The organism is Streptomyces sp. NPDC005496 (assembly GCF_042872045.1).
In the GTDB taxonomy this organism is placed as follows: domain Bacteria; phylum Actinomycetota; class Actinomycetes; order Streptomycetales; family Streptomycetaceae; genus Streptomyces.
The window spans coordinates 22,695-36,799 of sequence record NZ_JBIAJQ010000012.1 but is presented as its reverse complement, the minus strand read 5'-3'; the positions used below and the strand labels follow the sequence as shown (position 1 = coordinate 36,799).

Here is a 14,105-nt window from a genome sequence, read left to right as displayed (position 1 = left end):
CGGTGTTCATCGCAGTCGGCGTACGGCGCTCTCGGCGTGCCAGCGCGCCAGGTCCAGGGCCTCGGTGCTCGAACGTCCCAGCCATTCGCGAACGTGGTGACGGGCATCCACGAGCAGGGCGTCCTCGCCCAGGACGGACTGGACCGCGCTCTCATCGAGCATCACCTGGTGCACCGAGACGACCCGAACTCCGCTCTCGTCCGGTTGCAGTGACCACTCCCCCCAGTGCGCGGCGACGAGATCGGGCGTCACGATGTCCTTGTGCACGATCCGTCCGGCAGCCGGGAAACACAGCCGTACGGACTCGGACACCCGCGTGTCGCCCGTGTCGGGAGCGAAGGTGTGCAGGACTGTCAGCTGGACGCCCGGCTGGTCCTCGGTGAGATCGACCCGTTCCACGTCGGGCACCAGGTCGACCCAGTCCTTGACGCGGTAGAGGAAGTCGTAGACCAGCTCCGAGGAGCCGAGGACGTACACGCTGTCCTCGAAGGACAGCAGCAGTTCGTCCAGTCGGTCCCAGCGCTCGGCCGCCTCGCGGAGCGCCGTCAACTCCGTTGCCACGTCCGCCCGGAGTGCCTCGGTCTCGTCCCGGGAACGGCGCGGGCGTTCCTGACGCAGGGTCAGCAGACACCGGTCGGCGCTTTCGGACGCCACGCTCCAGGAGCCGGACGTCGGTGCGTCGGGCAGCAGGTCGTCGCGCGTCTCGAAGTCGATGCGGCGTTCACCAGGGCGCAGTTCGCGCCGGGCCAGCGCGGAGCGCACCGCACCGTGCCACACGTGCCACAGACGAAGGCTCTCCTGCGTGCCGTCGAAGTCCAGGCGTTCGACATGGACGAAGGGGGGCAGCAGGACCGGCCAGCGCGGGGCGTCGGCGAGCATGCCGTAGACGACGTCGGCGGGCGCCGCGACCGTGACGGTCTGCTCGGCGACACACACTGACTGCGACGGCATGCGCGACCCCTTCCTCCAGATGTGCTCAACGCTGCACGACCGAACCTGAGCGGTGCTCGATTTCCGGCGGAGACGACGCGAAACGGCCCGCGACAGGGCGAGATGACGTTCCGTCAGCCGACGGTGGCCACGGGGGCGTGCGTCGTGGGGCGCCCGGGCAGCGTGCGGGGGCCGGACATCAGCATGGAGCGCTGAAGCTTGGCCAGCGTCGGAGACGGTTCCAGGCCCATGGTGCGTACGAGGGTTGCGCGCAGCCGCTGGTAGGCGTCCAGCGCCTCACCACGACGGCCCGAACGGTAGAGCGCCAGCATGAACTGGCCACACAGGCTCTCGTGCGTGGGGTGCTGACCGACCAGCACGGTCAGCTCTCCGAGCAGTTCACGGTGCCTGCCGAGCCGCAGGTCCGCGTCGACACGCTGGTCCAGGGCGCACAGCCGGCTCTCCTCCAGTCGCCTGACCTCGGTCCGCAGCTGGGGGCCCACCTGGACGCCGGAGAGTGCCGGGCCGGTCCACAGGTCGAGCGCCTCGCGCAGCAGACTGGCGGCCCGGGGTCCGTCCCCGGCGTCCATGGCGCGGTAGCCGCAACCGGCGAGGCGTTCGAAGTCCTTCACATCGCTGGCGCCCTCGCCCTCCTTGAGCAGATAGCCGCCGGGGACGGTGAGCAGGACGTCCTTGGCCGGGCCGCGCTGCTCCGCGCCGTCGCCCGCGCTCTTCTCCAGGGCGGCGCCGATGAGTTCGCGAAGTTGCAGGATGTAGGTCTGCAGGGTCGCTCGGGCACTGCGCGGGGGCCTGGCCCCCCACAGTTCCTCCGTCAGGTCGCTCACCGGAACGACCTGCCCCGCCCTCAGCGCCAGGAGCGCGAGCACTTGGCGCGGCTTGGGTGCCGTCGGCGTGACGGGTATGCCGTTGAGTCGTACGGCGAGTGTGCCGAGTATTTCGATGTCCACGCGTCCCCCTGCGGTCTGGTGCAGCTCTAGTGCTTCCCCAGCACCGCGAGTAAAAAACAGCACGCGCGGTATGTCAATACCGTACCGGTTGCCCTGTTTCCCGTCCAGTGGGACTCCAGGCGTGTACGAGTAGGCACATTTGCACGTAATGCCCCGCTTCACTCCGGCAGGGTCACCTGGAAGTGGATTCAGTTAGGCGACACACGGTCTTTTTTACGGAGGGCCTGACCAGGGCGTCCCACCCCGCAGGAGGCTGTGGCGTGCCGGTAGCGGAGGGACACGAGGACATGTGCGCCGCCTTCGCCGTAGGGACGCATTCTTTTTCGGGCGGGGCCTCCAAGACCGGTCGGCCGCCGCAGAGGATTATTCGGTTGCGGCGTACGGCATGCGCCGACCCCGGGAGCCCGGCACGACAGCAGGCGTCCCGGGGCCGGACACAGGGCAGGCGTGCCGTGGGTACGGCGTTCCTACGCCTGGCGGGTGGGCAGGATGATCGCCTGACGCAGGTTCACGTGGCTGGCCCGGCTGGTGGCGTAGGCGATCAGATCCGCGATGTCCTCCGCCGACAGACCCGTCAGCGCGTCGAACATGCCCGCCAGCTGACCGGACAGTTCCGCGTTGTCGATGTGGCCGCCCAACTCGGTGCTGGTGAGGCCCGGTTCGATGTTGGTGACGCGCACGTCGCGCGGGCCGAGCTCGGTACGCAAGGACTGGGACAGATAGGTGAGAGCCGCCTTGGTGGCCCCGTAGACGGCGTAGTCGGGGAAGGTGATGTGGGCGCCGATCGAGGAGATGTTCACCAGGTCGGCCGTCCGGCCGTCCTCGGCGGACGCGATCAGGTCGGGGGTGAACGCGCGGATGACCCGCAGGGCACCGGCCACGTTCGTGTCGAGCATGCGCTGCCACTCGTCGGTACGGCCGTGGGTGATGGGGTTGGGGAGCATGACCCCAGCCGCGTTGACCACCAAGTCCACCTGCCCGTACGCGGCGTGCACCTGCCGCACCGCCACGTCCACGGATGCCTGGTCGGTGACGTCGGCTGCGACCACGAGGGCCTGTCCGCCGTCCGCCTCGATCTTGGCGGCCAGCTCCGTCAGGCGGTGTGCGCGTCGGGCCAGCAGGGCCACACGCACACCGTGCGCGGTCAGTTTCCGGGCGGTGGCCTCTCCCATGCCGCTGGCGGCTCCGGTGACGAGGGCGGTACGGCCGGCGAGGGTGTCGTACGACATGAGGGCTCCTGGGTGGTGGTGTCGTCGGGTTGCCGTGACCGGGGTGTCTCGCGGTCACGGCAACCACCCTGCGACAGAGCGAGGTTGTTACCCAGGGTGGCCGTTTTCCTGGGTCCACCAGTACCAGGATCGGATGCAAGGCGGCGCCTAGGATCGGTGCATGGACACATCCAGGCACGCGGAGATCGGCGACTTCCTGCGCTCGCGGCGCGCTCGGATACAGCCCGAGGAGGTCGGACTGCCGCCACACGGCAGGCGGCGCGTGCCCGGACTCCGCCGCGAGGAGGTCGCCCAGCTCGCCGGTGTCAGTGTCGACTACTACATCCGCCTGGAGCAGGGCCGCGGCACCTCCGTCTCCGACGCCGTGCTCGACGCCGTCGGTCGCGTCCTGCAACTGGACGCCACCGAGCAGGAATACCTGCGCACGGTGGCCAGGCCCGGGCCCCGCCTGGCGCCCGCCTCCCCGGCTGCGGTGCAGAAGGTGCGCCCCGGGCTGCGGCTGCTGCTCGACAGCATGGACCGGGTCCCCGCGTTCGTGCTCGGGCGCCGCATGGACGTCCTCGCCTGGAACGCGCTGGCGGACGCCGTCGTCGGGTTCTCGCTGATGCCTGCCGAGGAGCGCAATATGCCGCGCCAGGTCTTCCTCGACCCGCGGGCGCCCGAGGTGTATCCGGACTGGGCCGCGGTGGCCGCGGAGACGGTCGCCCACCTGCGACTGGACGCGGGCCGCCACCCACGCGACCGCCGGCTGGCCACGCTGGTCGGCGAACTGTCCATCGGCAGCGAGGACTTCCGCCGTCTGTGGGCGGACCACCAGGTCAAGGAGAAGACGTACGGCGCGAAGCGTGTGCGGCACCCCGTGGTCGGGGAACTGACGCTGCCCTACGAGACCTTGACCGTGGCCGGCGACCCGGACCAGATGCTGGTCGTCTACACACCGGAGCCCGCGTCCCGGACGGCCGAACGCCTGGACCTCCTGGCCAGCTGGACGGCGACCCCGGAGCCGGCGCGGGAGTGAGCGGAGTTCGACTGGTTCCCTCACCTCTGGAAACAGGACGCAGGACACGTGGTGCCCGCAGTGGAGCGTGGACCGCCGATCACCGTGCTCCCCTCCCCGCGGCATAGGGTCGCCATCGTAGGGAAAGCCACACATGCATGCAGACACGGGCATCCGGCAAGGACGCATCTCCCGCTGGAGACAGCACAGTTGAAGTGGTCCGCAGAGACGGGGCCTACCGTGACCTCCTGCGCGGCTACGAGGTCCTCATCGACGGCCGCAAGGTGGGGCAGGTCCGTCGCGGGCAACGGGCCCGCTACGACGTCACCCCGGGCCCGCACACGGTCCGGATGCGTATCGATTGGTGTTCGAGCCCTGACGTCAAGATCACAGTGGAGGCGGGGGAATCGGTCACGCTGACATGTGAGCCGAATGGTTCCGCCGCTCGCGGGACGGTCCAGATGCTGACGTCGCCCCGCAAGTACATCCGGCTGCAGCTGGACGATTCGCCCTCGGCCTGAGAGCTCTTTTCCGGATCACCCCGTGGCGAGTCGATTTCAGGCCTGCTGAGTCCGAAGGAGTCGCTGCCTGCGACGATGTGCTGGTGAGCTATGACCTTGCGGTGTGGGACGGCGACCGTCCACTCGACGACGGGCAAGCGGGCTCGACCTACGACGAGCTCTTCGAGCGCCACCTAGAGTCGGACGATGCTGTCGTACCTCCGGTGCCGCGCATCGTGGCCTACGTGGAAGCCCTCGTCGCGCGGTACCCGGACGACGAGGGCCGTGCCGTATGGGCGTCACCGCCGGTGATCGAGGAGGCATCGGGGCCGCTGGTGTACCTGCTCATGTCCTATGGCAGGGCTGAGGAGGTGTCCGAGTACGCCTCTGCGCTGGCTCGCGAGCATGGACTCGTCTGCTTCGATCCGCAGGCGGAACGCCTCCGGCCATGAGCTGCCGGTCTCTCAGCGGGCAGACCAGAGGAAGATGCCGGCGATGTGGAGTCCGTCCAGGAAGACGGTCGCGGTCTTCTCGTAGCCGGTCGCCATACCGCGCCACGCTTGAGGCGGTTGATGCACCGCTCGACGGTGTTGCGCTGCTTCGGCCGGCAAGGACCGGCCCTACTCCGCCCGCGCAGCATGCCCGTTCAGCGTCTTGACGACCTGGTCGTAGTCACCGCGGGCCTCGCCGTAGCGCAGGAACTTCACGCGCTCGACCTGGATCTCCTCGGCGTCGGGCTGCGCTTCGATCAAGTCCATGACCTCGGTGACGAACTCGTCGAGAGGCATGGCGTGTTCGTTGTCCTCGTGCCCCGGCATCAACGCGGTGCGGACGGCGGGCGGTTCGAGCTCCACGATCCGTACCCAGGTGCCGGCGAACTGCAGGCGCAGCGACTCGCTGAGCATGTGGATCGCCGCCTTCGACGCGTTGTAGCTGGGGGTGATGCCCAACGGAGCGAACGCGAGCCCCGACGACACGGTCATGATCGTGGCGTCCGGCCGGGCGCGCAGGTGATCGACGAACGCGGCGATGAGCCGGATCGGACCGAGCACGTTCGTCGTCACCGTTGTCTCCGCCGAGGCCAGGAACGAGGACGGGCGACTCCAGTCCTCGGCGTACATCACGCCGGCCATGGTGACGAGGACGTTGAGGTCCGGATACTCGGCCAGCACCTGCTTCGCGGCGGACGCGATGCTCGCCGCGTCCGTCGTGTCGATCCGCACCGTGCCGATGCCGGGGTACTCGGCCGCGATCCGTTCCAGCAGCTCGGTTCGCCGGCCGCCGATGATCACGGTGTTCCCGCGAGCCCGCAGTTCCAGAGCGAGGGCGAGACCGATGCCGCTGGTGGAACCGGGGATGAAAATGGTGTTTCCGGAGATGTTCATGCCCCGATGGTCGGCGTTCCGCTGGGGCGGGTGCAGAGACCGGTTATCAGGGGATCGGCGATCCCTGGCTCGCCCCCGGGGGCAGAGCGATACTCGACCACATGGACCACGCAGCACTGGCCGACTTCCTGCGCCGCCGACGCGAGGCACTCCAGCCCGAGGACGTAGCTCTTCCCCCGGGCACGCGTCGGCGTACCCGGGGGCTGCGGCGCGAAGAGGTCGCTTCCCTCGCCGTGATGTCGACCGACTACTACACACGGCTGGAGCAGCGGCGCGGCCCGCAGCCCAGCGAGCACATGCTGGCCTCTCTGGCCCGGGCGCTGCGGCTGACGGGGGACGAGCGCGACTACCTGTACCGGATCGCCGGGCACAACGCGCCGACGGCCCTGTCCCTCTCACCGCATGTGGCGCCCGCCCTGCTACGGGTGCTGGACCGCCTCCATGACACTCCGGCGCTCGTCCTGACCGACCTGAGCGAGACGCTGGTGCAGAACAGGATGGCCACCGCCCTGTTCGGGGACGCGTCGAACCACCGAGGGCTTGCCCGGAGCGCGATCTACCGGTGGTTCACCGATCCCGCCGAGCGGACGATCTATCCCGAGGCCGACCGGGACCGGCAGAGCCGCGCCCAGGTCGCGAGCCTGCGCGCCGCCCACGGAGTACGCGGTCCGCGGTCCAGGGCCGGTGAGCTCGTACGGGCCCTGCACAGGGCGAGTGAGGAGTTCGCCGAGTTGTGGGCGCGGCACGAGGTCGCGCAGCGCTTCGAGGACCACAAGACGCTTCTTCACCCCGAACTCGGCGCGATCGAGCTGGACTGCCAGGCGCTGTTCACCGAGGACCGCTCGCAGACCCTCCTCGTGCTGACGGCTCCGCCGCGGACCGAGGGCTACGAGAAGCTCCAGCTGCTCGCCGTACTGGGGCTGGACCGCTTCACCCCTGCGGAGAACTAGGCTCCGCGCCGACGCCACCCGCGCCGACGTTCTCTCGAGAGGCCGAACGAGCCGGCGGACGTCGGCCCGTGGTTCCAGGCCGTCGGACACCGCTCAGCACTGCTGCTCGGACTGGAGATCGCCGTAGTATCTCGCCGCGAATGTCCTCGCGGGTGCCCACGATCTCCGATCTGGACGCAGACGCCGTGTCGCGTATCACCGGCCGCCGCGTCCAGGACCGTGTGCTGGAGCGGGAGCCGTCTCAACGTGATCGTCGAGTTGTACGCCGCGATGCGGCAGGATGCCAATCACCCGCGTGCTGCGGTTGGTTCGGCCGAGCTGGGCCTGGTCGGCGGGGCGACGACCAACTCGGTGTCCGGGTCATGGCCGATGTGCGGAGGGCCGGCGACGATCATGGTGGCTCGCGCCCACGGCTGCTCTCGCACCATGAACGGCAGTTCCTCCAGCAGCCAGTTCGCCACGTGCTCCCGCTGCTCGGAGTAGTCGCCGTCGCGGACCGCCAACAAGCGCTCTTGCTCGTCGAGGTCACCTTGCATCCACACCGAGATGTCCAACCACGGGGCCAGCTCTGCGCGGATGACGCCGGTGCCCTCGACCCAGACGAAGTCGGCACCCGCGGGGATGGTGATCGATCCCGGCCGGCCGTACTGGCTCCAGGCATCAGGGCGGTAGTCCACCGCCTCACCCCGGTGCAGGGGTTGCAGGATGTTCTCGACGAGGACGGCGCCCCAGTCGAAGTAGGCGTGGTTCCATGCGATGTCGTCGGTGTGCACGACGGCGGAGTTGGGCACCACCTTGCGCAGCCGCTCGGCCAGAGTCGTCTTGCCGGCGCCGCCCCTGCCGTCGATGGCGGTCACCCGCGGACGTCCCGTCACGTCGGGTGATGCGTCACGCAGTTGCCGGACGGCGTCGAGCATGGTCACCACCCGCCAGCCGTCGGCCTCGGTCTCGCCTGGATGCAGACGCATCGGAAACCTGCCTCCGCGGGTGAGGACACCTGCCCGGTCGATACTGACACGCCCGGCTCTTTCTCAGCCAGGGTGTCCGCCGCGCCCGGTAGACCGACCCGGAAGAAGGAAGTCAGCACGGCCCTGCCCACCTCCCCGCTCCCCCGGCCGGATCCTCCTCGTAAGTCTGTCGGCAGGGGGTCAGAAGCTGACGGGTTCCCGTACGAGGGGGCATGTCATGCAGTGGCCGCCGCCGCGTCCACGGCCCAGCTCGGCGCCGACGATGGTGATCACCTCCACGCCCGCCTTGCGCAGCAGCGTGTTGGTCTGGGTGTTGCGGTCGTAGGTGAAGACCACGCCCGGCTCCAGGGCGACCGCGTTGTTGCCGCTGTCCCACTGCTGGCGTTCGGAGGCGTACTCGTCGCCGCCGGTGGCGATCACCTGAAGCGAGGACAGTCCCAGGGCGTGGGCGACGACGTCGGTGAAGGGGCGTGAGCCCTCGTCGGTGATGTGCAGGCCGGGAGCCCGGTCGCTGGGGCGCAGGGAGAACGTGTGCACCGCGTCCATGATCTTCGGGTAGAGGGTCACGATGTCGCGGTCGGCGAATGTGAACACGGTGTCCAGGTGCATCGCCGAGCGCAGCCGGGGCATGCCGGCGACGATGACGTGCTCGGCGGCACCCTGGGCGAACAGGGCTGCGGCAACCTGGGTGATGGCCTGGCGGGAGGTGCGTTCACTCATGCCCATCAGGACGACACCGCCGCCCACCGGCATGATGTCGCCGCCCTCGAAGGTGGCCTGCCTCCAGTCGGTCTCCGGATCGCCCCACCACACGGTCGCGTGGGCGTAGTCGGGGTGGAAGGTGTAAATGGCCTTCATCAGCAGCGTCTCGTCGTGCCGGGCGGGCCAGTACAGCGGGTTCAGCGTCACGCCTTCGTAGAGCCAGCACGTCGTGTCGCGGGTGTAGAGCGTGTTGGGCAGCGGCGGCATCAGGTATTCGCGTACGCCGGTGGACTCGCGGACCAGTGCCAGGTAACCGGACCGGAACTCCTCGGGCAGGTCCGTGGTGGCGAGCCCTCCGATGAGGTATTCGGCGAGCTGACGCGGCGCGAGGGTCTCCAGGAAGGCGCGGGTGGGGTCGACGAGGCCCGTCCCGACCTCGTTGGCGGTGATCTTGCGGTCGAGGAGCCAGTCCTTGGCCTCGGGGATCGCCATGGTCTGGGCGAGCAGGTCGTGCAGTTCGACGACCTCGACGCCGCGCCGGGTGAGCTTGTCTACGAAGTCGGCGTGGTCGCGCTGGGCGTTCTCCACCCACAGGACGTCGTCGAAGAGGAGGTCGTCGGAGTTGGTCGGGGTCAGCCGGCGGTGGGCCAGGCCGGGGGCGCAGACCAGGACCTTGTGGAGGCGGCCGACCTCGGAATGGACGCCGTAGAGCGGCTTGCCGTTGGTGTCGTTGCGGTTCACGGGTGCCTTTCCAGAGGGTGCGGCCGACGGTGGGGCGGGAGGTCAGAGGCTGATCCAGCCGGCGGCCAGGGCGATAAGGCCGAGGACCGCGCCGGCCACGGACACGGCGAGGATGACGAGTTCGGCCGGTGAGAACACCGTCCTGCCCTGTTCCCGGCGGGCCATCACGAACAGGACCGTCGCCGGCGCGTAGATGATGAAGGACACCAGGACGAACTTCAGGCCCGCCGCGTACAGCAGGAACGCGGTGTAGAGCGTGGCGAGCCCCGCCACGGCCAGCTCCCGGAGGGTGCCTCGTCCGCCGCGGGTGCCGGAGTCGGGCCGTACTCGGATCTTGAGAGCGAAGGCGGCCGCGGGTAGGAACGGAATCAGGGTGAGCGCACTGGTCAGGTCGAGTGCGAAGTTGAAGGCGTTCTCGGAGAGCAGGGTGACGAACAGGACGACCTGGGTGAGCAGGGCGGTCATCAGCAGTGCCGGGACGGGCACGTCGGCGTGGTTGGAGCGGCGCAGGAAGCGGGGCATGTCGTCGTCCTTGGCGGCGACGAAGAGCACCTCGGCAGCCATCAGGGTCCAGGCGAGGTAGGCCCCCAGGACGGACACGATCAGCCCGACGCTGACGAAGACGCTGCCCCAGGTGCCGACCGCCGCCTCCAGCACCCCGGCCATGGAGGGCTGGCGCAGTTCGGCGATCTCCGCCATGGGGAGGATGCCGTAGGACACGATGGTGACCGAGGCGAAGACGGCGAAGACACTGAGGAACCCCAGTACAGTCGCCCGCCCCACGTCCTCGCGCCGTTTGGCGTGCCGGGAGTAGACGCTGGCGCCCTCCACGCCGAGGAACACGAAGACGGTGGCGAGCATGGTGCCGCGCACCTGGTTGAACAGGGAGCCCGCGTAGTCGGCGCCGCCGAAGTTGTCGGCGAAGACGTCCACCTTGAGGTAGAAGAGCGCCAGGATGACGAAGACCAGGATGGGCACGACCTTGGCGACGGTGACGATGCGGTTGATGGCCGCCGCTTCCTTCACGCCCCGGCGGATCAGGAAGTAGAACGCCCACACGCCGAAGGAGGAGAGCACGGCGGCCAAGAGGGTGTCGCCGTCGCCGAGCGCCGGCCAGATGGCGCCGATCGTGGACATGATCAGCACCCAGTACGTCACGTTGCCCACGCACGCGCTGGCCCAGTAGCCGAACGCGGCGAAGAAGCCGAGGTATTCGCCGAAGCCGGCCTTGGCGTACGCGTAGACCCCGGCGTCGAGGTCGGGTCTGCGTACGGCGAGGGTCTGGAAGACGAAGGCGAGCATCAGCATGCCGGTGCCGGCGACGGCCCACGCGATCAGCGCGCCGGCGACCCCGGTCTCCTGTGCGAAACGCCGTGGGAGCGAGAAGACACCCGCGCCCACCATCGAGCCGACGACCATCGCGGTCAGCGTCAGCAGGGTCAGTTTCGCCGCCTGCCGGGGTGGACCGGCCGCGCTGTCGGCCGGGGCATCGGTTTCGGTCATGGCGTCCCTGTCTGTACGTCCCGGCCCGCGGGTCACGCCTCGGTGAGTGGCCTTCAACCGGCGCCGTTCATGCCGTTGCCGCCGACAGGGTGAGAACGGCTCCGGTTCGGCGCCGCCGGTCCCGCGCAGGCCCCTCTTCCGCACACGTCGGCTCCCAGGTCGGGCGACAACCCGGTACCGCTCCGGGCTCCGCTCGATCGAGACGAGAACCTACCGGCCTCGATACCCCTTGTCCCGATATGTGCAGCGGATGGAGCAGCACGACCGGCGCCGACGTCTCCCGGTATGCCCGTCGACCGGAGACGCCCCGGGTTCGGCGGTGAAGCCGGTCCGGCGGCTACTGCCGCGCTAGCGGCGTGACCGGAGTCCGGTCCTTCACGTTTCTCACCGGGGCGGGGACGTGGGGCGCCCACATGATGATCCGGATCGTGGTGCCGAGACCGGGGGTGCTGTCGATGTCGAACTCGTGGACGAGACGCCTGGCGCCGCTGAGCCCTAGACCCAGGCCGCCGCCAGAGGTGTATCCGTCGGACAGCGCCTGCTCGACGTCGGCCATGCCGGGACCGCGATCGGTGAAGTCGACCCGCAACCCCCGCCTCCCGCCGGTCTCCTCGCAGGCGATCTCCGCCTCCCCACCACCCCCGTGGATGAGGGTGTTGCGTGCCAGTTCACTGACGGCGGTGACCAGTTTGGTCTGAGCCACCAGACCCATGCCCAGATCGGCGGCGGCACGGCGTACGTGCTGGCGCACCCGCGCCAGCTCACCCTCCGAATCGATGGTCAGAGTGGAGATGACGCTGCTGGAGGCCTGCATCACGGACCTTCCTGGCGACGGCGTCGGGTTGGGCGGAGACGCAAGGCTGTGCGAGGAGACGCGCCGAGTCGACCCGCGCCCCTGGACGCATTTCTGAGTAATGGACACGTCACTCGCTGTTTCTTGTCGTATGACAAACTTTAGCCGCGCGGGGCGCGCGGTGAACACCAAATCCCGGCAAGGAGGTGGAGCGATACCGGACTCCCCCTTCACCTGTCCGTCAGGACAGGACTCGCGTCGCCCACGCAGGCGATTCCGCACGCAGATGACCAGCAGCGATTGCGAAAGTGAGCCTCCCCTTGTCAAGTTTCATGACGCGAGGTATATAGGTGGGTGTCGTCTCATGCGCATCCCGTCTGCGGAGAGGAGTTGACCGAAGATGCTCATGCGAACCGACCCCTTCCGGGAGCTCGACCGGCTCACCCAGCAGGTGCTGGGGACCGCCGCGAAGCCCGCGGCCATGCCGATGGACGCCTTCCGCGTCGGTGACACCTTCGTGGTCGAACTGGACCTGCCGGGCGTGGCCCCCGAGAGCATCGACCTGGACGTCGAGCGCAACGTTCTGACCGTCAGGGCCGAACGCCGCCCGAGCGCCGAGCAGAACGCGGAGGTCGTGATCACGGAACGGCCCGCGGGCACGTTCAGCCGCCAGCTGTTCCTCGGTGAGACCCTGGACACCGAGCGGATCGACGCCTCCTACGAAGCCGGTGTCCTGCGGCTGACGATCCCGGTCGCCGAACAGGCCAAGCCCCGCAAGATCACCATCAGCGGCGGCGACACGCGCAAGCAGATCAGCGGCTGAGACCGCGACAGGTGGCGGGTGGGAGCCGCACCGCAGGCTCCCACCCGTTCGGAGCCCGCTCGGAGCGCTACTCGGAGGCTGTCATGCGTATGCACTGGAGCGCGTTCGTCGCCGCGGTCCAAGAGCGCGGCCAGTACCCCACCCCGCAAGAAGCCGAACGATCCTCCCGCGTCGTCCTCGCCCTCCTCGGCGCTCATCTGGTGGGCGAGGTACGGGCGGAACTGGCCGCCCGCCTCCCCGAGACGCTGGCACTCATCCTCCTCAACCCGCTCCAGGCCCACGAGCCCCTTTCTCCGGAACGATTCATCCGGGCGACCTCGGCGTGGATCGAAGGCGCCTCGGAGAAGACCGCGGCATGGGACGTGAGCGCAGTCCTCAGCGTCGTCGCCGACATCGCGGGCGACGACCTGACCAACCAGCTCCTCCTCCAGCTCCCTCCCGGCTACGACCTGCTCTTCGGCCGTCCGCAGACGAGGTGAACGTCATGCCCGGTGCCTGAGGACGGCACTCGTGACCTGCCCCGGTACGAAGTCCTGCGCGTCGTGCGGGGAAGCGGCCATGCGGTTCGCGTAGAAGGCGCTGGGCGTACGGCCCGTCATGGCCTTGAAGGTGCGGTCGAAGTGCGGCTGATCGTGATAGCCGGCCTGTGCCGCGGCATCGGACCAGGTCGACCCCGTCTCCCTCAGCGCCAGAGCCGTCTGCAAGCGCATGATCTGAGCCGCGCCCTTGGGGCTCAGCCCGATCTGGCAACGGAAGCGCCGTTCGAGGTGCCGGCGGCTCCAGCCGGTCTCCCGCGCCAGGTCCTCGATGCGGGTGCGCCCGCACGAACGCTGGATTCTGCGCCACGCCCAGGCCACTTCGGGACTGCCCACGGGATTCGACGCCAGGGCCTCCTGGAGCACTTGGTCCAGCAGGGCGAACCGACCATCCCAGTGCGGGATCTCCGCCAGCCGCGCCGGCAGTTCAGCCCACGGGGAACGGCACAGCTCCTGCGGCGCCACCGGCAGCCGGCTCCACTCCGACATGGGCACCTTGAACAGCCGGTGGGCGGCGAGCGGAGTGAGCAGGACGGTCACACCGTGGATGAGACCGGTGTGCTCACCGATCGCGGCGGTCGCCCTGACACCGTTGGTGAGGGACACCCCGCTGCCGGCGCACACCGGATCGCAGGTGTCCACCACCCGCAGCGGGCCGCCGAAGCCCAGCATCACCTTCACCACGCCATCGGGCACCAGCAGTCTGCGCCGGACTCCGATCACGTCGAAGCGGAAGCCGCGATAGCCCAGAACCTCTGCGCGCAGGTGCGCGGCCGCGGGCCGGCTCAGTAACTCGTGCATGTCCCGATCCCCCATCGGTCGACGCGAACACCCAGCGATCGTAGGAGAAGCCGCCGCTGGTCAGAGCGGAACAACAAGGGATGGCCAGAACCGCTTCCACGGCGGGGCGGCAGGTCGCATTCGTACAAGCGCAGCCGTGCGATCCCGGCGACGCTTGTCGACGACCGGCGGCGTTCCGTGCGTCCGCCGACCGGTCCGGCCGACCACCCGACGCCATGCGCACACCTCACCGGCGAAGCATTTTGCGCTCCACCGGCCCATCTACAACGCGCTCTCCGC

Annotated in this window: 15 protein-coding genes; 6 read left to right on the top strand and 9 right to left on the bottom strand. The window is 69.1% G+C overall.

What is annotated here, in order from left to right; translation table 11 throughout:
• Nucleotides 1-6: 6 nt before the first annotated feature.
• The 3 genes from ACFYQQ_RS31375 to ACFYQQ_RS31365 form a co-directional block, all read right to left on the bottom strand.
• Nucleotides 7-951 carry an SRPBCC family protein gene (locus ACFYQQ_RS31375; protein ID WP_355790489.1) on the bottom strand — a complete coding sequence of 315 codons (945 nt, stop codon included), beginning with the start codon at nucleotides 949-951 and terminating at the stop codon, nucleotides 7-9.
• A 113-nt stretch (nucleotides 952-1,064) separates the two neighbouring features.
• Complete coding sequence (locus ACFYQQ_RS31370; RefSeq protein WP_355790492.1) at nucleotides 1,065-1,898, bottom strand: AfsR/SARP family transcriptional regulator; 834 nt, start codon at nucleotides 1,896-1,898, stop codon at nucleotides 1,065-1,067.
• A gap of 467 nt (nucleotides 1,899-2,365) precedes the next feature.
• Complete coding sequence (locus tag ACFYQQ_RS31365; protein WP_355790494.1) at nucleotides 2,366-3,127, bottom strand: SDR family oxidoreductase; 762 nt, start codon at nucleotides 3,125-3,127, stop codon at nucleotides 2,366-2,368.
• A gap of 160 nt (nucleotides 3,128-3,287) precedes the next feature.
• Here ACFYQQ_RS31365 and ACFYQQ_RS31360 point away from each other — a divergent pair, with 160 nt between their 5' ends.
• The 3 genes from ACFYQQ_RS31360 to ACFYQQ_RS31350 all read left to right on the top strand — a co-directional run bounded on the left by ACFYQQ_RS31360 (nucleotide 3,288) and on the right by ACFYQQ_RS31350 (nucleotide 5,076).
• Complete coding sequence (locus tag ACFYQQ_RS31360; RefSeq protein WP_355790496.1) at nucleotides 3,288-4,145, top strand: helix-turn-helix transcriptional regulator; 858 nt, start codon at nucleotides 3,288-3,290, stop codon at nucleotides 4,143-4,145.
• A gap of 137 nt (nucleotides 4,146-4,282) precedes the next feature.
• The gene (locus ACFYQQ_RS31355) at nucleotides 4,283-4,645 is read left to right on the top strand and encodes a hypothetical protein (RefSeq protein WP_356240576.1); all 363 of its coding nucleotides are present in this window, start codon (nucleotides 4,283-4,285) and stop codon (nucleotides 4,643-4,645) included.
• 83 nt (nucleotides 4,646-4,728) lie between these two features.
• Entirely contained in the window at nucleotides 4,729-5,076 is a 348-nt protein-coding gene (locus ACFYQQ_RS31350) for a hypothetical protein (RefSeq protein WP_355794994.1), read from the top strand.
• A 168-nt stretch (nucleotides 5,077-5,244) separates the two neighbouring features.
• Here the strand turns inward: ACFYQQ_RS31350 and ACFYQQ_RS31345 are convergent, their stop codons facing one another.
• Complete coding sequence (locus ACFYQQ_RS31345) at nucleotides 5,245-6,009, bottom strand: SDR family NAD(P)-dependent oxidoreductase (RefSeq protein WP_356170700.1); 765 nt, start codon at nucleotides 6,007-6,009, stop codon at nucleotides 5,245-5,247.
• Nucleotides 6,010-6,110: 101 nt separating this feature from the next.
• Here ACFYQQ_RS31345 and ACFYQQ_RS31340 point away from each other — a divergent pair, with 101 nt between their 5' ends.
• Nucleotides 6,111-6,959 carry a helix-turn-helix transcriptional regulator gene (locus ACFYQQ_RS31340; protein ID WP_355784391.1) on the top strand — a complete coding sequence of 283 codons (849 nt, stop codon included), beginning with the start codon at nucleotides 6,111-6,113 and terminating at the stop codon, nucleotides 6,957-6,959.
• Nucleotides 6,960-7,246: 287 nt separating this feature from the next.
• Here ACFYQQ_RS31340 and ACFYQQ_RS31335 read toward each other — a convergent pair whose 3' ends face one another.
• From ACFYQQ_RS31335 to ACFYQQ_RS31320, 4 genes are all read right to left on the bottom strand, one after another.
• Nucleotides 7,247-7,927 carry a hypothetical protein gene (locus ACFYQQ_RS31335; RefSeq protein ID WP_355784393.1) on the bottom strand — a complete coding sequence of 227 codons (681 nt, stop codon included), beginning with the start codon at nucleotides 7,925-7,927 and terminating at the stop codon, nucleotides 7,247-7,249.
• A gap of 180 nt (nucleotides 7,928-8,107) precedes the next feature.
• Nucleotides 8,108-9,370: an arginine deiminase gene (locus ACFYQQ_RS31330; protein WP_355784395.1), complete on the bottom strand. Its 1,263-nt coding sequence runs from the start codon at nucleotides 9,368-9,370 to the stop codon at nucleotides 8,108-8,110.
• Between the two features lie 42 nt (nucleotides 9,371-9,412).
• On the bottom strand, nucleotides 9,413-10,873 hold the full coding sequence (locus ACFYQQ_RS31325; protein ID WP_355784398.1) for a basic amino acid/polyamine antiporter: 1,461 nt from the start codon (nucleotides 10,871-10,873) through the stop codon (nucleotides 9,413-9,415).
• A 337-nt stretch (nucleotides 10,874-11,210) separates the two neighbouring features.
• Nucleotides 11,211-11,687 carry an anti-sigma regulatory factor gene (locus tag ACFYQQ_RS31320; RefSeq protein ID WP_355784401.1) on the bottom strand — a complete coding sequence of 159 codons (477 nt, stop codon included), beginning with the start codon at nucleotides 11,685-11,687 and terminating at the stop codon, nucleotides 11,211-11,213.
• 379 nt (nucleotides 11,688-12,066) lie between these two features.
• On the opposite strand from ACFYQQ_RS31320, the gene ACFYQQ_RS31315 reads away from it, so the two are divergent.
• Together ACFYQQ_RS31315 and ACFYQQ_RS31310 are read left to right on the top strand one after the other, a co-directional pair.
• Nucleotides 12,067-12,489, top strand: coding sequence for an Hsp20/alpha crystallin family protein (locus ACFYQQ_RS31315; RefSeq protein WP_355784403.1), 423 nt, complete (start codon nucleotides 12,067-12,069; stop codon nucleotides 12,487-12,489).
• A gap of 83 nt (nucleotides 12,490-12,572) precedes the next feature.
• Nucleotides 12,573-12,968, top strand: coding sequence for a DUF2267 domain-containing protein (locus ACFYQQ_RS31310; protein ID WP_355784406.1), 396 nt, complete (start codon nucleotides 12,573-12,575; stop codon nucleotides 12,966-12,968).
• A 3-nt stretch (nucleotides 12,969-12,971) separates the two neighbouring features.
• Here the strand turns inward: ACFYQQ_RS31310 and ACFYQQ_RS31305 are convergent, their stop codons facing one another.
• On the bottom strand, nucleotides 12,972-13,826 hold the full coding sequence (locus ACFYQQ_RS31305) for an AraC family transcriptional regulator (protein WP_355784409.1): 855 nt from the start codon (nucleotides 13,824-13,826) through the stop codon (nucleotides 12,972-12,974).
• Between the last annotated feature and the right edge of the window lie 279 nt (nucleotides 13,827-14,105).

Coding starts and splice junctions, on each gene's coding strand:
- ACFYQQ_RS31375 (WP_355790489.1), bottom strand. CDS start 951: ATGCCGTCGCAGTCAGTGTGTGTCGCCGAGCAGACCGTCACGGTCGCG.
- ACFYQQ_RS31345 (WP_356170700.1), bottom strand. CDS start 6,009: ATGAACATCTCCGGAAACACCATTTTCATCCCCGGTTCCACCAGCGGC.
- ACFYQQ_RS31305 (WP_355784409.1), bottom strand. CDS start 13,826: ATGCACGAGTTACTGAGCCGGCCCGCGGCCGCGCACCTGCGCGCAGAG.
- ACFYQQ_RS31365 (WP_355790494.1), bottom strand. CDS start 3,127: ATGTCGTACGACACCCTCGCCGGCCGTACCGCCCTCGTCACCGGAGCC.
- ACFYQQ_RS31355 (WP_356240576.1), top strand. CDS start 4,283: ATGCAGACACGGGCATCCGGCAAGGACGCATCTCCCGCTGGAGACAGC.
- ACFYQQ_RS31360 (WP_355790496.1), top strand. CDS start 3,288: ATGGACACATCCAGGCACGCGGAGATCGGCGACTTCCTGCGCTCGCGG.
- ACFYQQ_RS31310 (WP_355784406.1), top strand. CDS start 12,573: ATGCGTATGCACTGGAGCGCGTTCGTCGCCGCGGTCCAAGAGCGCGGC.
- ACFYQQ_RS31325 (WP_355784398.1), bottom strand. CDS start 10,873: ATGACCGAAACCGATGCCCCGGCCGACAGCGCGGCCGGTCCACCCCGG.
- ACFYQQ_RS31340 (WP_355784391.1), top strand. CDS start 6,111: ATGGACCACGCAGCACTGGCCGACTTCCTGCGCCGCCGACGCGAGGCA.
- ACFYQQ_RS31335 (WP_355784393.1), bottom strand. CDS start 7,927: ATGCGTCTGCATCCAGGCGAGACCGAGGCCGACGGCTGGCGGGTGGTG.
- ACFYQQ_RS31315 (WP_355784403.1), top strand. CDS start 12,067: ATGCTCATGCGAACCGACCCCTTCCGGGAGCTCGACCGGCTCACCCAG.
- ACFYQQ_RS31320 (WP_355784401.1), bottom strand. CDS start 11,687: ATGCAGGCCTCCAGCAGCGTCATCTCCACTCTGACCATCGATTCGGAG.